A 20105-nucleotide genomic window follows, 5' to 3' on the forward strand; every position below is an offset into this window, starting at 1 on the left:
CCCGCCATCCGTATCCCAGGAGCACCACTTGCACCAGCGAAAGATCCAGAACACCTCCGTCTCGCTCACCGAACTCGGCTTCGGGGCGTCCGTGATCGGCAACCTCTACCACGTCACCCCGGCCGACGACGCGAGGGCCGCCGTCGACGCGGCCTGGGAGGCCGGCCTGCGGTATTTCGACACCGCACCGCACTACGGCCTAGGCCTCTCCGAACGCCGTCTGGGCGCCGCCCTGCGGGGCCACCCGCGTGACGCGTACGTCATCTCCTCCAAGGTGGGCAGACTGCTGGTGCCCAATGCGGAGCTACGCGGCGTCGACACCGAGGGCTTCGTCGTACGGGACGACCTGCGCCGCCAGTGGGACTTCAGCCGGGACGGAGTGCTCCGGTCCATCGAGGACACTCTGGAGCGCACCGGCCTGGACCGCCTCGACATCGTCTACCTGCACGATCCGGACGACCACTGGAGGCAGGCGGCCGAGGAGGCCATGCCCACGCTCGCGGAGTTGCGCGACCAGGGCGTGATCGGCGCGATCGGCGCCGGCATGAACCAGTCGGCGATGCTCGCACGTTTCCTGCGTGAGACCGCGGCCGACGTGGTGATGCTGGCCGGCCGTTACACCCTCCTGGACCAGTCGGCGCTGGACGACGTGCTGCCCGCCGCGCGGGAACTGGGCAAGAGCGTGGTGGCGGTGGGTGTCTTCAACTCGGGACTGCTGTCCCAGGACCGGCCCACCGAGGGTATGAAATACGACTACCAGGACGCCCCACCGGTTCTGGTCGCCCGTGCACGGGCGATCGCCGAGGTCTGCACGGCCCACGGCACCACGCTGCCCGCCGCCGCGATCGCCTTCCCCCACACGCATCCCAGTATCATCAACGTCACCCTCGGCATGCGGAACCCGGAACAGGTCGTACGAAACGTGGAACTCCATCGTCAGCACATCCCCGACGGGCTCTGGGCCGATCTCCGCGCTCAGGGGCTGATCAGGTCGGACGTGCCCGCGGAGCACGGCCGGGGGAGGGAGCCACGTTGTCTCTGACGGACAAGGCCATCGAACAGATCCGTGAGCTGATCCGGACCGGCGCCCTGCCTCCGGGCTCAAAGCTGCCGCCTGAGTCGGACCTGGCCGCCCAGCTGGGGCTCTCCCGTAACCTCGCCCGCGAGGCGGTCAAGGCGTTGGCGGTCGCGCGGGTCCTGGATGTCCGGCGGGGCGACGGCACGTATGTGACCAGCCTGCAGCCGAGCCTGCTCCTGGAGGGGCTCGGCGGGGCGGTGGAACTGCTCCAGGGCGACTCGGTCGCCCTGCGGGACCTCATGGAGGTGCGGCGGCTCCTGGAGCCGGTCGCCACGGCCCTTGCCGCCACTCGGATCTCCGACGCCCAACTGGCCGAGTTGGAAGGGCACTTGGACGCCATGCGCGAGGCCCGCGACGACGTGGAACAGCTGAACGCCCACGACGTGGCCTTCCATCGCGCCGTCGTCTCTGCCACGGGCAACGAGACCCTGCTCACGCTCCTGGAAAGCATCTCCGGGCGCACACTGCGCGCCCGCATCTGGCGTGGTCTGGTCGACGACAAGGCCTCGGGCCGCACCCTCGCCGAGCACGAGGCGATCTTCAACGCCCTGTCCACCCGTGATCCCGCCCTCAGCCAGGCCGCCGCGCTGCTGCACGTGAGCAACACCGAGCAGTGGCTGAGGGAGCACCTGCGCGATCCCTTGGTCTGACGTTGACCGCGGGGAGTGGCGAATCATGACATTGACCGACCTGGCCATCGACCGCATCAGGCATCTCTCGCGGGCGTCGGACAGCCAGGACGGCGCACTCACGTCCTGAGGCAGGTCCTAAGACTGTCCTCGACGCCGCCTGGCCGACGGCATCACCTACGTCGGCAGCGCTCCTCACGACGGCGCCGGGGCGTCTACCGCTCTCTGATCGAGATCCTGGAACGCTGCCCTGCCGATCGGCGGCGATCGCTGGGGGGCGGAACAGGACCGCCTGGCACCGCACGACCTTCCACCGCACCCCTCGGACCGGAAAGACCATGACCAGGATCGACGCACACCATCACATCTGGCGGCCGATGTCCGCCTCCCGTCCGGCGACGGGCCCCGGCCCCCGCCGCCGCGCACACAACTGGCTCGACGCGCCGGAAATGGCTTCCGTACGGCGGGACTTCACCCTGGCGGACCTGGCACGGGAGACCTCGGCGGAGGGCATCGACCGCACGATCCTGGTCCAGGTCCTGCCCGAGACGGACGAGACCGCGGAGTTCCTGGCCCTGGCCGTGCGGACCGACCTGGTGGCAGGTGTCGTCGGCTGGGCCGACCTCACCTCGAACCGCCTCTCCGACACCCTGGCCGCCCTACGGTCGGCGCCCGGTGGTGAACTCTTGGTAGGCATACGCCACTTGGTGCAGAGTGAGCCGGACCCCGACTGGCTGAACCGGCCTGACGTACACCGGGGCCTGCACACGGTTGCCACCGCGGGTCTCACCTACGACCTGCTCACCCTTCCGCATCAACTGCCCGCCGCCATCGCCACCGTAAGAGCGCTGCCTGAGCTGACATTCGTCCTCGATCACCTGTCCAAGCCCCCCATTGCCCGGGGCGAACTCCAGCCGTGGGCGTCACTGATCCGCCAACTGGCCGCGCAGCCCAACGTGTTCTGCAAGCTGTCCGGCATGGTCACTGAGGCCGAGCGGGACCACTGGAACACGGTCGCCCTGCGCCCGTACGCCGACGTGGTGCTGGATGCCTTCGGCCCGGAGCGGGTGATGTTCGGCTCGGACTGGCCGGTGTGCCTGCTGGCCGCCTCCTACGAGGAGGTCGTCGCCGTAGCCGAAGAGCTGACCGCGGGCCTCACCGAAGCCGAGCGCTCCGAGGTCTTCGGCGGTACGGCGGCCCGTGCCTACCGACTGAGGAAGGAAGACCTGTGAGAGTCCGTTCGGCCTACGGGCAGTCAGACTGTGCTCGGCGCGGTTCGCACGCCCCACACACCCTTCACCCGAGGAGTCTCCGATGACCGCCGCCTTCCACGTCCTGACCACCGGTTACGCCGACACGCGGGTGGCCGGCACGGTCACCCTGCTCGTCGACGGCGAGACGGTCGCGATCGTTGATCCGGGCATGGTGGCGGACCGCCGACTCATCCTGGATCCGCTCGCGCACCATGGGCTGAGCCCGGAAGACGTCACCGACGTGATCTTCAGCCACCACCACCCGGACCACACGCTGAACGCGGCCCTGTTCCCCGCAGCCCGCTTCCACGACCACATGGCCATCTACCACGACGACATCTGGGAGGACCGTGATGCCGACGGATACCGGCTCTCCCCGTCGATCGCGCTCATGACGACCCCCGGCCACACCGCGCAGGACGTCAGCACCCTGGTCACGGCCGCCGAGGGCTTGGTGGTCCTGACGCACCTGTGGTGGACCGCCGAGGGACCGGCCGACGACCCCTTCGCCCCCGACCGCGAGCAGCTGCGGGCGGCCAGAGAGAAGGTCCTGGCCCTCGGCCCGGTCCTGATCGTGCCCGGACACGGAGCACCGTTCGTGCCGTCGTCGTCCACGCCGGTCTAGCCTGCCCGGCAGCGTGTCGGCCGACGATGTCATCGCCATCGTCGGCCTTGACCACTACGGCTATCACGCGCCCCAGCAGTGGTCGCCCTTCCTGCGCGGGTCAGTGTCCTCGGCAGCAGGAGTCACCCGGTGTCCGGCCGGCGCCCAGCACGCCCATGCGCTGGACCGCCTCGGCTCGGGAGCGTCCCGCCTGGGATTGCGCGTCGTGGGCCACCCGTCCGGAGACGAGCGTGTACCGGACCGAGGCGGCGCGGATCTCCTTCACCGGCACCCTGGTGATGTCCCGGTCGAGGACTATCAGGTCGGCCCGTCGGCCCGGCCGAACGGTTCCCGCACCGCCGTCGTGCAACTGGTGCGCCGCGCCTGCGGTGTGCATGACCAGTGACTGGGTCCGGGTCAGGCCTTCCGCGGTGTTGAGCGGGGGTTCGTTCTCTTCGGGGTTACTGCGGTCGATCGCGGTGGCGATCTGGGTGAAGGGCAGCAGCGGGTCGACCGGCCAGTCCGAGCCGCCGGCCAGCCAGGCCCCCGCCCGGGCCAGGCTTCGCGCCGGGTACAGACGTGCGTACCGCTCCGGCCCGATGTAGGGGCGCAGCGAGTCGCGCGTGAAGGCCGACGGCATCGCCCACTGCAAGTGCACGCTCGCCACCACTGCGGCCCGGGCGAAACGACGGTAGTCGTCGGGGTGGACCAGTTCGAGGTGGGTGATGGTGTGCCGTCGGCCGGGGCGACCGGGGCGGGCGACGGCCTCGTAGGCGTTCAGAGCCGTCCGTACGGCGCGGTCGCCGATGGCGTGGGCGTGCATCTGCCAGCCGTCCGCGTCCAGGGCTCGGACGAGGGCCCTGTAGTCCTGGTCGCTGACGTGCAGGTCGCCGCGGTGATCGGTCGGCCTGCCCTGGGCGTCCAGGTACGGGGTCAGCAGGGCGGCGGTCTGCGCCGGGAACTCCATCACGCCGTCGAGGAACACTTTGGCGGTGGTCAGCCGCAGCGTGGACGGTCCGGCGAAGCGTCGGTGCACATTCCGCAGGTACTCCGCCGCGGCCCGGGGCTTCTTGGCGAGTTCCGCGTCGATCAGCAGCGCGGGGGTGATGCGCTGCGGCAGCAGGCCCTTGTCGATGAGGTCGGCGTAGGTCTTGAGGGTGTCCTCGCCGCTGGCGGCGTCGAGGAAGGACGTGATGCTGGCCGCCAGGAGCGTGCCGGCCATCCTGGCGTGGGCGGCATCGATCCGATCCGGGCTCGGCGGAGGAACCACCCGGGAGACGAGCCCTTGGGCGTCGTCCTTCAGCAGGCCGGTCGGTTCCCCGGCGCCGTCGCGGACGATCTGCCCGCCCGGCGGGTCGGCGGTGGTGCGGTCGACTCCCGCGAGGGCGAGCGCCCTGCTGTTGACGAGGCTGTTGTGGAAGTCCGAACCCTGCAGGTAGACCGGGCGCCTGGTGTTCAGCGAGTCGAGCAGCTTCTTGTCGGCCACCGTGCCCGCGGGCAGCAGGCCGGCCGGGTTCCAGTCGGTCACCTGGAGCCAGCCGTCCGGTTCCTGCGCCACCGTCGCGTCCAGCATCTCCTGGATTTTCGCGCGGAGTTGGGGGACCGTCATGGTCTCGTTGCGCAGCGACGGGTTCAGGGACTGCATGGCCGCGGCGAGCGGGTGCATGTGACCGTCCTGGATGCCCGGCATGACGGTACCGCCGTCGGCGTCGACGACGACGGTCCGGCGGCCGATGCGACGGCGAATCTGCTCGTCGGACCCGACCTCGAGGATCTTCCCGTCGCCGCCGATGGCCACAGCCTGTGCCGATGCATGTCCAGGGGTTCCGGTGAACACCCTTCCGTTCAGCACAACGGTGGCCACCCGCACCGGGGACGCTCCGGTCGCGGCTCGCGCGGCCGCACCGGAACCGGCCACCGCAAGGGCGCCTGCCCCGGCCGCGGCCAGGAACGTCCGCCGGTGCAGCGGGCCGCCCGAAGGCCCTTCGAAGGCTCCGTCGAAGACATCTGGCATCTGATCGCTCCTCACCCGGCGACCGGTTCCGGCTGCCGACGCCCGGTAGGCTGAGTGATTAAGTTCTTAACCCCAAGCGGCGGCCGTACAGCAGTTGGGATGCCCATGGAGAGCTCTCGTGCCTGGCGGCGTCCCACGCTCGGTGCCGTGGCCGCACGGGCAGGTGTGTCCACGGCCACGGTGTCGAACGCGCTCAACGGCACAGGACGGCTGTCCGAGACGACCAGGCAGCGCGTGCTGGCCGCGACACGCGAACTCGGATATGCCCCGGCCAGTACCGCCCGTGCCCTGGCCCGAGGGGGCACCGGGGTGCTCGGTCTGACCATGACGACGTACGGCGACCTACCTGTCCCGTACACCGTGATCCCGTACTACGCGGACCTGACGCTGGGAGCCATGGCGGCGGCGCACGAACGTGGCTATCTGCTGTTGGCGATGCCGAGTTCGATGTCTCCGTGGATGTGGCTCAACACGCCGATGGACGGCGTCATCCACGTCGGACCGCGCGCGGAGGATCCGGTGCGGTCAATTCTGCGCGAGCGTGGCATACCGATGATCAGCGAAGGCCGGCCGCCTGCGCCGCACCGGTGCGACGCATGGGTGGACGCCGACCACGAAGCGGGCCTGCGTCTGCTGCTCGACCACCTGACGGAGCGCGGCGCCCTGCGGATCGGGCTCTCCCTGCCCCTGCACGACGACTCCTACCCGCGCTTGATCGCAGACGCCTACCGGTCCTGGTGCGACGAACACCGCATGCCCTCCCTCGTGGAGGAGTACGCCTCGCTGCCCGACTACTTCACGGCCGAACAGGACGCGGTCAGCCGACTGCTCCGCCACGATCCGCGACCGGACGCCGTCATCGGCGTCTACTCCGACTCCGGTCACAACATCCTCGCCGCCGCTCGCCGCCACGGGCTGCGGGTGCCGCGGGATCTGCTGGTGGCGTGCGTCAGCGAGGATCCGGATTACGCGAGCACCGCCCCGCCCGTCACCACCGTCAGCCTCCGCCCGGACCGGGTGGGAGCCGAAGCGGTCGACCTGCTCATCGCTGTCATCAACGCCCGCAGCGGTGTGGACCGGCGTCGGCTCGTACAACCGGTGCTGCTCCCTCGCCGGTCCACACGGCGCGCGGTACGACGGAGGAACGGCACACCGTGACCGCGGCAGGGCTGCGCAGGCGCCGGTCCCGCCCGACAGAACCGGAGAACCCGGACCGTGAGCTTCCGGATCCGGTCGACGCGCTGTGCCATCGGCCGCGCGGTGCATAGGTTCCCCGCAACACCTGATGCATCGGAGAAGGGAACGGACCGGTGAGTCAGCACCAGTAGGACACCTGTGTGATAGGTGCGGGACCCGCTGGACTGGCGGTCGCGAGGGCGCTGACCGAGCGGGATCTGCCGTACACGCACATAGAGCGCCACACGGGACCGGGCGGGTTGTGGGACATCGACAACCCGGGCAGCCCGACTGGATCCGCACGCGTTGACCGGAGGGCCAGGTGGCCGGGTGAGGCCAGGGGCAGGAGGGGCCGGGGCGGTGGGAGGGGGGCTCGCCCTACTGTTCCGCGGCCTGCCCGCGCAGCCGGGCCGGGTTCACCCCGTGCCAGCGGTGCACTGCACGCCGCAATGCCCGCACGTCGGAGAAACCCGCCTGACGGGCGATGTCCCGCAGGGTCAGTTCGCGGCGGCGCAGCAGCACCTCGACGCGCTCGCGGCGCACCCCGTCGACGACCGCCTCGTACGTCGTGCCGCACTCGGCCAGCCGGCGGCGCAGGGTGCGTTCGCTGGAGGCGTGCCGTCGGGCCTGCTCGACGAAGGGTGGCACGTCGGGAAGGCTCTGCGCGATCGAGATCTCCAGTACCTCCAGCAGGTCCTGCTGGTCGCGCCTCGACGCCGCCTGCTCTCCCAGGAGTTCCACGACGGCGGTGTAGGTGACCGGATCGCGGCCGGGCATCGGCCGCCCGGCCCATGCCGTGGGGAACACCAGGTGGTCCCCCACGGCGCCGAAGCGTTTCGGGCAGCGGAACAACTCCGTGAACGGCCCGGTGTCGCGTGGGGCGGGGAAGGCGAACTCGACGCTCTGCGGGGCGAATTCCTCCCCGGAACTCAGCCGCGTCAGGGCGACGACGCTGGCGAACGCCTCCTCCGCCAGGAAGACCGCGACCGTCGGATCGAGGGCGCGATCGGGCAGTTCGGCCCGCAATACGCAGCCGGTTTCCTCCTGCCCGGCCGACCAGACCACCATCGCCCCGGACAGGTTCTGGAAGCGCACGCCCGTCTCGATGGCCTGCCGCAGTGTGTCGGCGGCGATCTGGGCGAATCCCAGGAGGCCCCAGGAGGTCAGGTGCTGCGCGGCGCCGACCCGCAGGCCCAGGTGAGCGTCACCGGTGAGTTCCAGCGCACGCCGGATGACGGCACTGCCCTGCTGGTAGGAGACCCGCAGCGCCGCCCAGCGCATCATCGCCTCGTCCAGCCCGACGCGGTTCAGCTCGGGCCGGAGGTCGACCCCGTACCCTTCGGTGACCGGGGTGAGGCAGCGCAGGATGTTCGGCGGGATGGTCGCCGAGGTGCTGCGGCTGGTTCCCGGCGACTGCGTCGGGGCGGGGCCGTCGGGCATGGCGTTCCTCGTGACCGGGTGTTGCTCGCTGCACACACAGGAGAAGGGCTGTCTGCTGATGCCGCTCAGGCGAGGATACGGCTAGCTCATGAGCTGCTCCAGGAACTCGTCCGGAGGGGGGTCGGCAGGAGTCCGAGGAACCGGGGGCGCCCTCGCCGTCCGCATGGCCCTCGCCTCGGCGGTCCTCGCACGCGTCGGACGATGCGCCTGGTGCCGGCCCGCCTATCTCGCTCACAGCGCCACGATCTGCCAGTCCTGGTTGGAGCCGCCGGTGGCGGGCCACTGGATGACTGGGGCGCCGTCCGAGGTGGAGGCGTCCTTGACGTCGGCGCACCAGCCGTTGCGGACGTTGACGAGCTGGTGGTAGCCGCTGGTCTGGGAGGGCACCAGCTTCCACGACTGGTTGTCGCCCCCGTCGTCGGTCCACTGGTCCAGGCCCGCGCCCTGGCCGGAGCCGCCCGGACTGTCCAGGACCTTGCCGCTGCGGACGTTGGAGATCCGGTAGGAGCCGTCAGTGTTGGGCAGCAGCTTCCACTGCTGGTTGGTTCCGCCGCTCCACGGCCACTGGTCGACGGCGGCACCGTCGGCGGTCGCGCCACCGCTGACCTCCAGCACCTTGCCGCTCTTGCGGTTCACCATCCGAACGGTCCCGACGTCCGCGCTGAAGGGCCGGTCGTAGACCTCCAGGTTGCGGATCGAGGCCCAGGCGCCGGAGGGAAGACCGGTGACGGTCACCCGCACATACCGTGCCTGCGCACGGAAGACCGAGACCTGCACCTGGCTGGTGCCGGTGGTGGCGGTCTGGTCGGCCAAGGTGGTCCAGTCGGCGTTGTCGGTGGAACCCTCGATCCGGTACCGGTAGTTGGTGGCGTCGGACTCCCAGGCGATACGGGTTCCGGTCAGCGACCTCTCCGAGCCCAGGTCCACCGTCAGCCACTGTCCGGTGTCGCCGTTGCTCGCGCACCAGCGGGTGGCGGTGGAGCCGTCGACCGCCTTGGCCGCGGTGTTGCCCTGGGCGGTCTCCTCGCTGCTGGCCGTCGCCGTCCTGCCGGCGGCGATGTCCGCCGGCTGCACGGAGCGGTCCAGCGTGACCCCGACGACGCTGTCCTCGGGGATGCGGGTGCGGTTGACGCCGGTGATCGTCACCCTGCCGTCCGTGCCGGCGGTGTACGACAGGCCGGCACCCGTGGCGACGTCGAAGACGCGGGTGACCTGCGCGTCTCCGATGGGCGGCGTGGTGAAGCCGGTGCCGCTGTAGCCCGGCAGCAGGTGGATGTAGAAGGTGTCGTTCTTGTACGTGAAGCCGTACTGGCCGTCCACCGGCTCCCATGGTCCGCCGCGCGTGCCGTAGACGGCCTCGCCGCAGGAAGACAGGAAGGAGCCGACTCCACGGACCACGGCGGCCTGGTCGGCGGGGACCGCCCCGGTGCGGTCGGGGCCGACGTTGAGCAGGCAGGTCATGTTCCGCACCCAGGCGTTGACCAGGACGTTCATGGTCGCGGAGAAGGTCATCACCTTGGAGCCGGCGTTGTATCCCCAGCTGCCGCCGATGGTGAAGCACTTCTCCGCCAGCTTTCCGGTGCGGATCGCACCGGTGGGGACCGACGAGCCCTCCTCACTGGTGTAGTCACCGATCCAGCCGGAGCGCAGGGTGGTGACGATGTCCGGCTGGTACTTGCGGACCAGGCCGGTCAGGCCCAGAGGCTTGCCGGTGGCGGGATCGGTGTCGCTGTATGCGGCGTCCACCGGCCAGTCGTTGGCGGCGTCGCGGTACTTGCCGGGCTCCCAGAAGAAGGCGGCGTCCGCGTCCGTGCCCTGCTGGCCCAGCCAGCCGCCGTCCCACCAAAAGTCGTCGATCTTGCCGTACTGGGTGACCAGCTCCTTGACCTGCTGGTACACCTCGTTCTTCATGACCCGCGCGTTCTCCTTGTGCGCGGGATCGGTGGTGTAACCCCAGCTGCTGGGCAGGCAGTTGGTGCCGGTGACGTCGTAGTAGCCGGGATAACGCCAGCTCAGGGGGGAGAAGTAGATACCGACCCTGAGCCCGGCGTCGCGTACGGCGGTGACGTACTCGCTGATCAGGTCCCGCCGCATCGGGGCCTGTCCGGCGTGGAAGGCGTTCGGATGGGTGGACGGCCACAGCGCGAAGCCCTCGTGATGCCGGGCCGTGAGGACGGTGTACCTCGCGCCCATGTCCTTGGCCAACTGGGCCCAGTCGGCCGGCTTGTAGGCGCTCGCCGTGAACTGCTCGCCGGTCGCGTCGGTGAAGTACTTCCTGTAGTTCTCCGGCGTGACGGCGGAGTTCTCCATGTACCACTCGCCCCTGGCCGGGCCGGAGTAGACGCCCCAGTGGATGAACATGCCCAGCCTGGCGTCCTGCAGCCACTGGATCTTCTCGTCGGACTGCTGCTCGATGCCCAGATCCGACTTGGGGATGCGCAGCGGGAGCAGGGGCAGCGGCTGGGAGGCGGCAGCGGCGGATGCGGAGGCAGCGGCGGCGTGCGCGGGTTTGGCCAGCGCCGGTGAGACGGCTGCTGCAACCGTTGCGGCGGCCATGCCGGTCAGCACTCTGCGGCGACTGATCGGTTCGGACAAGGTTCTCTCCTGACTGGTCACAGAATCGCACGGACAGTGGTGCGGTTCAGGTAGGAGCAGGCGTAAGGAAGGGCACCCCGGCGGTGGATCGTATGCCACCACACCACCCATGGACATAGGATGAATTAGCGGGTGCAGACAGGGGTGCTGTCCATAGCTGCGGCGCAACTGCCCGAATTTGCACACCGATTGCAGGCCTTCTTGATCGTCGAGTTGCATGACATGGGATGTATTTACCTCGGGGTAACTATTGACGAGTGCATGCCCGGTGCCTACTGTCCTGCGTCGGAACCGAACAGATTCCAACATTCGGAAGCCCTGTCGTTGGGAGCCAAGTGCCCATGCTCAGACGTGCGTTCACTCCTGTGCTCGTCCTCCTCCTGGGCGTCGTCACGCTTCTGGCCGTCGGGGGGCCGGCCCAGGCCGCCCCGGTCACCGTGACCAACGGGACGCAGTTCACCGACACCACGGGATCCGTGGTGCACGCCCACGGCGGCGGGGTGATCAAGGTCGGTTCCTACTACTACTGGTTCGGCGAGAACCGCAACGCCGACAACACCTTCAAGGCCGTCTCCGCCTACCGCTCGACCGACCTGAAGACCTGGGAGTTCCGTCGCAACGTCCTGACCCGGGCCAGCGACCCGGAGCTGGCGGTCGCCAACATCGAGCGCCCGAAGGTGATCTACAACAGCACCACCGGCAAGTTCGTGATGTGGATGCACAAGGAGAACGGCAGCGACTACAGCCAGTCCCGCGCCGCCGTCGCCGTCTCCGACACCGTCGACGGCGATTACGCCTGGCGTGGCAGCTTCAGGCCGCCGTCCGGCACCACGTCCCGGGACATGACCCTGTTCAAGGACGACGACGGCACGGCGTACCAGATCACCTCCGCGGCCGGCAATGCAGACCTGCACATCTACAGGCTCACCGCTGACTACACCGGCTACGACACCCTGGTCGCCAACCCCTGGCCCGGCAATTACCGTGAGGCACCCGCGCTGTTCAAGCGCGACGGCGTCTACTTCATGCTCACGTCCGGCACCAGCGGCTGGAATCCCAACCAGCAGAAGTACGCCACCGCCACCAGCCTCGCCGGTCCCTGGACCGCCGTGGCCGACGTCGGTGACGCCACCGCCTATGGGTCGCAGACCGCGTTCGTGCTGCCCGTCCAGGGTGCGGCGGGCACCTCGTACCTCTACCTGGGCGACCGCTGGGGCAACTCCATGGGCGGCACCGTCAACGACTCCCAGTACGTCTGGCTGCCGCTGACCTTCCCGACCCGGACCACCATGAACCTGCCCTGGTACCCGCAGACCGCCATCGACACCGCCGCCGGCACGGTCACCGGCGTCGGCGGCGGCCCGTACTACAACCTCATCGCCCGGCACAGTGGCAAGTGCCTGGACGTCACCGACAACTCGGCCGCCGACAGCGCGTTCGCTCTCCAGTACACCTGCAACGGCGGTCTCAACCAGCAGTGGCGCCTGCAGGACGCGGGCGACGGGTACGTGCGCATCCTCGCCCAGCACAGCGGTAAGTGCCTCGATGTGGCGAACGCATCCACGGCCGACGGCGCGTACGTCAACCAGTACCACTGCACCACGGGCACCAACCAGCAGTGGCGGTTCCAGGACCAGCCAGGCGGCTACTACAGCCTCATCGCCCGGCACAGTGGCAAGTGCCTGGACGTGGCGAACGCCTCCACTGCCGACGGCGCCCGCCTCATCCAGTGGCCCTGCGGTACCGGTACCAACCAGCAGTTCCAGCGGCCCGCGGTGTGAGACGGGCGTGCCCGGCGGACATTCGGTGTCCACCCGGCATCCACTTCAGGCGAGGCTGGGCCTGGCTCGGGGGCACGATCCGGCGCACGGCCGGCCGCACCCAGCGAAGGAGATACAGATGAAGGGCATGCTCAGGGCATGCAGGGTCCCGTGGTGGGGGCGTGGGAGGCGTGCGGGGGTGCTCGCCGCGGTGGCCGCCCTGCTGGCGGCGCTGCTGACGGGGTTGGGCACGGCCGGGACGGCGCAGGCGGCCACTGTGGATACGAACGCGTGGTACGTGCTGGTCAACCGGGGCAGCGGCAAGGCGCTGGATGTGTCCGGTGCGAGCAGCGCCGACGGGGCGGCCGTCCAGCAGTGGACCCGCCATGACGGCGCCAATCAGCGGTTCCGGTTCGTCGACTCGGGCGATGGCTACTACCGGTTGAAGGCACAGCATTCGGGCAAGGTGCTGGATGTCTACAACTACTCGACCGCCGACCATGCGGACATCGTCCAGTGGGGTGACACAGGCGGCACCAACCAGCAGTTCCGGCTGGCGGACTCCACGGACGGTTATGTGCGGCTGATCAGCCGAAACAGCGGCAAGGCCGTCGAGGTGGACAACGCCTCCACCGCCGACGGCGGCAAGGTCGTGCAGTTCACCGACTGGGGCGGGGCCAACCAGCAGTGGCAACTGGTCCGCGTCGACAGCGGCAGCGGCACGCTGCCATCGACGTTCCGCTGGTCCTCCAGCGGAGTTCTGGCCGGGCCGAAGCCGGACGCCCAGCACCCGGACGTGGCGGCGATCAAGGACTTCTCGGTGGTGCGGTACAACAACCAGTGGCTGACCTTGGCGACCACCGCCGGCCCTTCCGGCTGGGGCCTGGTGCAGTTCAACTTCGACGACTGGTCCCAGGCCGCCTCCGCACCGCACACCTACCTCGACACCTCGCCCATGGGCCCCGGCTACCGGGCCGCACCGCAGGTGTTCTACTTCGCGCCGCAGAACCTGTGGTACATGGTCTACCAGACCGGTCCGCCCACCTACTCCACCAGCACCGACCCCGCCGACCCGCACTCCTGGTCCGCGCCGCGCACCTTCATCTCCCAGGAGCCGCCGATCGTCACCCAGAACAAGGGCGACGGCACCTGGATCGACTTCTGGGTCATCTGCGACACGGCCGACTGCCACCTTTTCTTCAGTGACGACAACGGTCACATCTACCGCGCCCAGACCGACCTGGCGAACTTCCCGAACGGATTCGGAAACACCCAGATGGTGATGTCGGACACCAAGAACAACCTGTTCGAGGCGTCCAACGTGTACAAGGTCGCCGGCAGCGACCAGTACCTGCTGCTCCAGGAAGCCATCAGCAACACCTCGGGCCGGCGCTACTTCCGCTCCTTCACATCCACCAGCCTCAGCGGCGGGTGGACCCCTCTGGCCGCCACGGAGAACGAACCCTTCGCCGGCCGCAGCAACGTCACCTTCCCAGGCGGTGCCTGGACCGAGGACATCAGCCACGGCGAGATGATCCGCGCCGGCAACGACCAGAACCTGACCATCAATCCGTGCCGACTGCAGTACGTCTACCAGGGCATGGACCCCAGAGCCGGGGGCGACTACATCCGCCTGCCCTGGCGGATGGGCCTGCTCACCCAGACCAACTCCACCTGCTGACCATCTGAACCATCACCGAGCCCGGGCAGTACCTGCCGCTCGGCGAGTGGTTCATGTACCGCTACTGCGGCTCGCAGACCGGCAACATCGTCAACTACATCCCTGGCAGCAACAACGACGGCCTGGCCACCAAGGACAACAACGCCAAGAATGCCAAGGTCCTGATCGGCAACACCGGCAACGTCACCGTCAACCTCTCCGGCCTGAACACCACGTCGGTGGTGGAGAGCGGCAAGGTCCGCGCCGTCGTCCAGCGTGTCCCGTACAACAACGGCGCCGCGGTGGCCGGACCCGAGACGATCTCCGACACCACCCTGTCCGTCAGCAACAACGCCGCCTCGGTCACCCTCCCGTACACCAACGCCAAGGACGGCTACACCATCACCCTGCTCCCGCCGTCCGATACCACCGTCTCCACGGTCGCCGTCAGCGAGAACAGCGGCCAGTGCCTGGACGACACCAACCTGAGCACGTTCACCCTGATCCCCGTCAGCGCGCTCGGCAACAGCAAGGACTACCAGCTGGCCGCCGTCCACAGCGGCAAGTGCGTCGAAGTCAGCAATGTCTCCACCACGGCCGGCGCCCTGATCCACCAGTGGACGTGCGACCCGGCGAGCGCCCTCGCCACCAAGAAGAACCAGGTCTGGCGGCTGGTCGGCAACGACTGACGGAAGACGGATCCAGCAGGCCCGCGCTGCGTGGCCGTCCCAGAGCCGGACGGCCACGCAAGGGCGTGCAACTACACGGCGTTAAGGCTGATGCCCCTACTGAGCGGCGCTCACCCGCGAAGCGACCTTACGGCGCACGGCACATGGCGGCTCTCGGAGCGATCTTGAGGAGCCAACCGGACGATGTGTGCTGCCCCTCGCCCGGCCATACTCGCTCCGTGAGTGGAAAATGCCAGCTCAGCGCACCCGACCGCGAGGTTTCAGCGGTACAGGCGGAAGCTCCGGCGCCGCCAACCGATCCCCGTCGTACCCCTTCACCTCCCCAAATCTCGACCCGCTCATCCACTCCTCCCGGGCCTGTTTGATATCGTCCTGGGTGCGTCCGACGAAGTTCCACCACATATCGAGCTCCCTCGGTATTTCCGCAGGTCAGCGACCTCCGGGACCGCTGCTGGTCAGCAAAAGGTCAGCATCGGTCGCGAGGAGTCGGTTCGCGTGGCACAAGGTTCGTTGCCCCGGGGGATGGGTTCGTTCTTCAAGGAGTGCGAGCATCCGCGCTCACGGTGGGCGAAGTGCCCCCACCTCTACAAGATCCGGTACCGGTCGGCCGCCGGTAATCAGTTGGAGGAGACGGGGTTCGCCACCCAGGACGACGCCATCGAGCGTTTGACGGAGATCTACAAAGACAAGAAGACCGCAAGGCAGTCGCAGCCGAAGGCGGAGCGCATCCGGAAGTACGGGGCGATGCGCCTCGAGGAATACGCTGAGGAGTGGAAGGCCGGGCAAAGGCACCTGGCTGTGGGCTCCCTTCGGCACCTCGACTCCCTCCTGGAGCACCACATCTATCCGGCGCTCGGCAGACGGCGGATGAACTCGTTCGACCACAAGGTGGTCGACGGCTTCATTCGCACGATGGAGCGCAACGGCGTTGGTCTGGCCACGCAGTCCAACGCCTTCGACAAGTTGCGTGCGATCCTCCTCGACGCCCATCGGCTCGGGCTCTTCTCCGACAACCCTGTGGCTGGTGTCAAGGAACCGCAGTACGACCCCGCGCGGGCTGTCATCCCGTCGCCCGAGCAACTGCGCGGCATACGTACTGCAGGGGATGACGCGTTCATGTTGATCGTCGACATGATGAGTGGCTGCGGCCTGCGGAACGGCGAAGCGTACGCGGTGAATATCAACAACATCGTGGCCGACGACGTGTATCGGGTCTCCGAGCAGGTTGTCTTGGCCTCCCGGCAGTACGGGCCGCTCAAGCACCGGAAGCCGGGGGAGTATCGCGATGTTCCCCTGCCGGCCCAGGTCAGGGAGACGATCGAGTGGTACGTCGACAAGCATGGAATGGTCGATGGCTACCTGCTCCGTCAGCCCAGCGACCCCACCAGGCCGTATCCGCACTACGCGGTGGACAATCAGTGGAAGCGGATCAAGGCGTCGGGCACGGTGGACATCCCAGAAGGCATGGTGGTCTACGGGAATCGCCACTTCTTCGCGTCCAACTGCCTTACGCACGGCATCCCCATCACGGACGTCGCTGAGTGGATGGGTCACAAGAGCATCGAAGTCACGTTCAAGATCTACCGGCACCTCATGCCCGGCTCGATCAGCTCCGCCGCCCAGATCCTCAACCTCGGCCTGGCCGCTTGAGCGAAGAGCCGCAGTTGACCGGAAGCTCCGTCGAGATGCAGTGCTGGACCAGGCGCTCACCTGCTCACCCTGGGCCGTCCCGGCGTGATCCAGCGGCACGCCTGTGTAAGAGGCTGCCTGGTGATCTCGTCCCGCATTTCGCAGGTCGCTGATTCAGGTCTGCGGCCAGCTGGTTCCTCTGATGTCGACGTCGAGTAGGTCGAGGCGGTGGAGTTGGACGCCGCGGGTGATCGGAATGGTGGGTGGATCGGTCACGTTGCCGATGCACAGGTTGAGTTCGGCGAGGTGGTAGAGAATCCGGCTGATGGGGCGTGCCCGGAGGTTGTCCGGGTAGAGGCCGGTCACGGTCTGCCCGGTGCCCAGAGCGCGTCTGGCCTGCCGCTCGATCAGGCAGAAGACCAGCAGAGCCAGGCAGGTCACCTGGATCAGCGCCACCGCACGGCAGTTGTGCTGGACGAAGACGGGGGTGACCGCGAGGGGGCCCGGGAAGTCCGCGTAGCGGCGCTCGACGGCGCCCTGGCCCTTGTAGTAGATCAGGACCTGTGCGGGGGTGGCCCGTTCGGACGGGAGCGTGGTGATCAGCGCGTAGGCGTCCGCCCGCCGCGTGGGGCCAGCTTGTCCCTCCCTCGCCCCGGCCTTCGCCAGAGGTTTCGTGGCGACGGCCTGCTGCCCGGCGGCGTTGGCGGTGGAATGCGTCAGGACGCGCTGCACCGTGAGCATTTCGTCGCGCTGGCGGGACCCGGTCGTGGACGTCCTGCAGGGTGCGGTAGACCTCCTGCCGCCCGGGCGGCTTGCCCTCTTCCCGCTGCGGCACCCAGTCCACGGCCTGGGCCCCAGTTGCTTCCAGCGCCGCGTAGACCTCGTCCTTGACCTTGTCCGCCCGGGGGCGCCACGAAGTCGCATCCCGTGGCCAGCAGGGCGGCGACTTTCGGGTACGTCTCCAGCTTGGAGTCGATGACCATCAGGGACTTCTCCTCGCCGGCGAGGGCCTTGAGGTCCTTCATCTCCTCCCACGACCTGACAGACCTCAGCCGCCCTGCCGCCGAAGACCCGCGCGTGGACGGGAATGCCGCCGTCCGCGGTGCCGGCGAGCCCGGCCTGGTCCTGCTTCAGCTCGAAGCGTCGGTCCCCGGGGATGCCCGTGCTGGATCATCGGTTAGCCCTCGTCTTGGTCCTCCTCCAGGTACGCGCCGCAGGAACACGCTGGTCATGTCCCAGTGCAGCCGGGAGACATCGACGCCGAACTTGGCGATCGGACCGACCGTGCTCGCGATCCGCTCCAGCCTGTGCGAGGAGGGACCGGAAGGATGTGCCGTCAGGGGCGGCGTCCGGGCGCGACTGCTGGGGTCCGCGGGCGGAGATGCCATTGCGATGTACAGCCAGGTTCGGCGTTCGGGTGGACGGCTGACAGTTACGCGGCGAGCGCGAGGTTGAGGTTGAGGATCTGGGCGGCTGAGCTGATCGAGCCGGGCATGAGGTGCCGGTAGATCTTGAACGTGACGTCGATGCTCTTGTGACCCATCCACTCAGCGACGTCCGTGATGGGGATGCCATGCGTGAGGCAGTTGGACGCGAAGAAGTGCCGGAAGCTGTAAATCACCATTCCCTTAGGGATGTCGACTTCACCCCTCTCCTTGATGCGTCGCCATTGGTTGCTGAGACTGTAGTACGGGAACGTTCGGGAGGCATCGCTCGGGTGGCGTAGCAGGTAGCCGTCTGTGGTGCCGTGCTTGGCCGCGTACCCCTCAATAGTTTCCCTGACCAAGGCCGGTAGAGGTACGTCGCGGTACTCGTTCGGTTTGCGGTGTTTGAGGGGTGAATAATGGCCGGTGGTCTGATTGACCTGCTCGGTGACCCGGTAGACGTCGTCGGCCACAATATTGCGGAGGTTGACTGCGGCGGCCTCGCCATTACGCAGACCACAGCCGCTCATCAGGTCCGTGATCAGCCGAAAGCAGTCGTCGCCGGCGGCGCGTATCTTCCGCAACTGGTCCGCTGATGGGATCACCGCGCGCCTGGGCTCGTAGAGCGGCGCCTTGACGCCCGCAAGGGGACTTTCGTCGAACAGCCCCAGTCGGTGGGCGTCGAGCAAGATGGCCTTGAGTTTGTCGAAAGCGTTGGACTGCGAGGCCGGGCCGACACCGTTGCGTTCCATGGCCTGTATGAAGTTCCCAACGACCTTGTGGTCGAAGGTGTTCATCCGTCGACTTCCCAGCAACGGGAAAAGATGCTGCTGTAACAGGGAGTCAAGATGGCGTACTGAGGCTGGACTCAGGTTGCGCTGGCTGGCCTTCCATCCAGTGGCGTACTCCTCGAAGCGCATTGCCCCGTACTTCTGGATGCGCTCCGTCTTCGACTGAGACCTAGGGGCTATCTTCTTCTCGTTGTAGATCTCTGCCAAACGCACTACGGCGTTGTCCTGGGTCGTGAACCCCGACTCCTGCACCTGCCGGCCAGCGGCTGACCGGTATCGGATCTTGTAGAGGTGGGGACACTTCGACCACCGCGAGCGCGGATGCTCACAATCCTTGAAGAACGAGCCCATCCCGCGAATCAACGAACGAGACACTGATAAAGAAGTCCAATCAGAAGGGGAATTGGCGGCCTGAATCGCGTTGTGGCGACTCGCAGATCCGATTCGTCGCTAGATTTTCCTTTTTACATGCCGCTTTGCTGTCGAACCCAAGCTTCGATCTCCGACGCTCTGAATCGAATCTTTGCGTTGGTGCCTGCTCCGAACCTATAGGGAGTGAGTCCTGAGCGGGCAGCGTTCCGATATATCCAGGAGGTCGATACATTCAGATATTTTGCCACTTCCCGCACGCTCATAAACTGCGCTGACATAGCCCCTCCGGAAACCTCGTAACCAATGCGGTCGCCTTGCGACTTGTTGGTCGCTGCGTTGAAGGTTCTATGGTGCGGACGATCCCCGGTTTCGGTAACCGGGGAGTGCGTGCTATGTTGCGAGCCGCTTGGTATGGAATCCGTCCACTCTGATGGCACGCCCTGCGACCTGATGAGTTGATACTTTCCGCTGCATCGGTTATTTAAGTGGCCATGTGGCGTGCGTTGTACTGGTCGATGCCGGTTCCAGCTGGAGGACTCTGCTTGTATCGCGCCCCGTTGGGTATTGGAAATCGACTCCCCTGTTGTTTTCGCAGTGACCTGGTGAACGGCGGATCGAGGCTCCGAGCATGTCTTCGTCTGCTGGTGGTACACGGCCTCACCCGCTTCTGACCGGCGGCAACGGGCGAAATCGCCCGATGCGAAGCCGGATTGGTCCGCACCTGGTCCGGATCTTGGTATGTGGTGCCAGCGGGGGGGGGCTTCCCGCGGTACTACATGGCACAGGTTGTAGAGACCGTCCAGGGGCGTCTACGCCAGTGCAGCACAGGCATGAAATAGCAGGTCAGGTCTCCCTCATCCCGGAGGGACCGCCCAGTTGGTGATGCGTGTGTGATAGGCGGGTGATGCGGCGAGGCGCCGGTCTCCGCCCTGGCGGAACCAGCCCAGCACCCGGCCCGCCGCCGAGGCGCCCCGGGTGGCCCGCAGCGGGT

General features: G+C 67.7%; 15 protein-coding genes and 2 pseudogenes. 10 read left to right on the top strand and 7 right to left on the bottom strand.

Going from position 1 to position 20105, the window contains the following annotated elements; translation table 11 throughout:
- Window positions 1-28: 28 nt before the first annotated feature.
- The 4 genes from AB0L75_RS36550 to AB0L75_RS36565 all read left to right on the top strand — a co-directional run bounded on the left by AB0L75_RS36550 (window position 29) and on the right by AB0L75_RS36565 (window position 3585).
- The gene (locus tag AB0L75_RS36550) at window positions 29-1042 is read left to right on the top strand and encodes an aldo/keto reductase (RefSeq protein ID WP_365190103.1); all 1014 of its coding nucleotides are present in this window, start codon (window positions 29-31) and stop codon (window positions 1040-1042) included.
- On the top strand, window positions 1033-1728 hold the full coding sequence (locus AB0L75_RS36555; protein WP_365190105.1) for a FadR/GntR family transcriptional regulator: 696 nt from the start codon (window positions 1033-1035) through the stop codon (window positions 1726-1728). Before AB0L75_RS36550 ends, AB0L75_RS36555 begins: the two co-directional genes overlap by 10 nt.
- Window positions 1729-2045: 317 nt before the next feature.
- On the top strand, window positions 2046-2939 hold the full coding sequence (locus AB0L75_RS36560) for an amidohydrolase family protein (RefSeq protein ID WP_365190108.1): 894 nt from the start codon (window positions 2046-2048) through the stop codon (window positions 2937-2939).
- 82 nt (window positions 2940-3021) lie between these two features.
- Window positions 3022-3585 (top strand): MBL fold metallo-hydrolase, encoded by a 564-nt coding sequence (locus AB0L75_RS36565; protein ID WP_365190111.1) that lies wholly within the window; start codon window positions 3022-3024, stop codon window positions 3583-3585.
- A 100-nt stretch (window positions 3586-3685) separates the two neighbouring features.
- On the opposite strand, the gene AB0L75_RS36570 is transcribed toward AB0L75_RS36565, so the two are convergent.
- Window positions 3686-5578 carry an amidohydrolase gene (locus AB0L75_RS36570; RefSeq protein ID WP_365190113.1) on the bottom strand — a complete coding sequence of 631 codons (1893 nt, stop codon included), beginning with the start codon at window positions 5576-5578 and terminating at the stop codon, window positions 3686-3688.
- A 147-nt stretch (window positions 5579-5725) separates the two neighbouring features.
- Between AB0L75_RS36570 and AB0L75_RS36575 the strand changes: the two genes are divergently transcribed.
- Together AB0L75_RS36575 and AB0L75_RS36580 are read left to right on the top strand one after the other, a co-directional pair.
- On the top strand, window positions 5726-6736 hold the full coding sequence (locus AB0L75_RS36575; protein WP_365190115.1) for a LacI family DNA-binding transcriptional regulator: 1011 nt from the start codon (window positions 5726-5728) through the stop codon (window positions 6734-6736).
- 179 nt (window positions 6737-6915) lie between these two features.
- Window positions 6916-7068, top strand: a pseudogene (locus tag AB0L75_RS36580) (FAD/NAD(P)-binding protein); the annotation flags it as partial.
- A gap of 64 nt (window positions 7069-7132) precedes the next feature.
- Here the strand turns inward: AB0L75_RS36580 and AB0L75_RS36585 are convergent.
- Both AB0L75_RS36585 and AB0L75_RS36590 read right to left on the bottom strand, forming a co-directional pair.
- Entirely contained in the window at window positions 7133-8194 is a 1062-nt protein-coding gene (locus AB0L75_RS36585) for an AraC family transcriptional regulator ligand-binding domain-containing protein (RefSeq protein WP_365190117.1), read from the bottom strand.
- Window positions 8195-8425: 231 nt separating this feature from the next.
- Window positions 8426-10789, bottom strand: a complete 2364-nt coding sequence (locus AB0L75_RS36590) for an alpha-L-fucosidase (protein ID WP_365190120.1) — start codon at window positions 10787-10789, stop codon at window positions 8426-8428.
- Window positions 10790-11130: 341 nt separating this feature from the next.
- Between AB0L75_RS36590 and AB0L75_RS36595 the strand changes: the two genes are divergently transcribed.
- The 3 genes from AB0L75_RS36595 (at window position 11131) to AB0L75_RS36605 (ending at window position 14898) form a co-directional block, all read left to right on the top strand.
- Window positions 11131-12570, top strand: a complete 1440-nt coding sequence (locus AB0L75_RS36595) for an RICIN domain-containing protein (RefSeq protein WP_365190122.1) — start codon at window positions 11131-11133, stop codon at window positions 12568-12570.
- A 118-nt stretch (window positions 12571-12688) separates the two neighbouring features.
- Window positions 12689-14230, top strand: coding sequence for a non-reducing end alpha-L-arabinofuranosidase family hydrolase (locus AB0L75_RS36600; protein WP_365190125.1), 1542 nt, complete (start codon window positions 12689-12691; stop codon window positions 14228-14230).
- 53 nt (window positions 14231-14283) lie between these two features.
- Window positions 14284-14898 carry an RICIN domain-containing protein gene (locus AB0L75_RS36605; protein WP_365190128.1) on the top strand — a complete coding sequence of 205 codons (615 nt, stop codon included), beginning with the start codon at window positions 14284-14286 and terminating at the stop codon, window positions 14896-14898.
- A gap of 237 nt (window positions 14899-15135) precedes the next feature.
- Here AB0L75_RS36605 and AB0L75_RS36610 read toward each other — a convergent pair.
- Window positions 15136-15309 (bottom strand): annotated as a pseudogene (locus tag AB0L75_RS36610) (pirin family protein); the annotation flags it as partial.
- A gap of 111 nt (window positions 15310-15420) precedes the next feature.
- On the opposite strand from AB0L75_RS36610, the gene AB0L75_RS36615 reads away from it, so the two are divergent.
- The gene (locus tag AB0L75_RS36615) at window positions 15421-16548 is read left to right on the top strand and encodes a tyrosine-type recombinase/integrase (RefSeq protein WP_365190130.1); all 1128 of its coding nucleotides are present in this window, start codon (window positions 15421-15423) and stop codon (window positions 16546-16548) included.
- Between the two features lie 153 nt (window positions 16549-16701).
- Here AB0L75_RS36615 and AB0L75_RS36620 read toward each other — a convergent pair whose 3' ends face one another.
- The 3 genes from AB0L75_RS36620 to AB0L75_RS36630 form a co-directional block, all read right to left on the bottom strand.
- Window positions 16702-17268 (bottom strand): hypothetical protein, encoded by a 567-nt coding sequence (locus AB0L75_RS36620; RefSeq protein ID WP_365190133.1) that lies wholly within the window; start codon window positions 17266-17268, stop codon window positions 16702-16704.
- 691 nt (window positions 17269-17959) lie between these two features.
- Complete coding sequence (locus AB0L75_RS36625) at window positions 17960-18955, bottom strand: site-specific integrase (RefSeq protein WP_365190146.1); 996 nt, start codon at window positions 18953-18955, stop codon at window positions 17960-17962.
- A gap of 251 nt (window positions 18956-19206) precedes the next feature.
- Complete coding sequence (locus AB0L75_RS36630) at window positions 19207-19392, bottom strand: helix-turn-helix domain-containing protein (RefSeq protein WP_365190135.1); 186 nt, start codon at window positions 19390-19392, stop codon at window positions 19207-19209.
- Window positions 19393-20105: the final 713 nt, after the last annotated feature.

Source organism: Streptomyces sp. NPDC052101 (assembly GCF_040680235.1).
Lineage (GTDB): Bacteria > Actinomycetota > Actinomycetes > Streptomycetales > Streptomycetaceae > Streptomyces.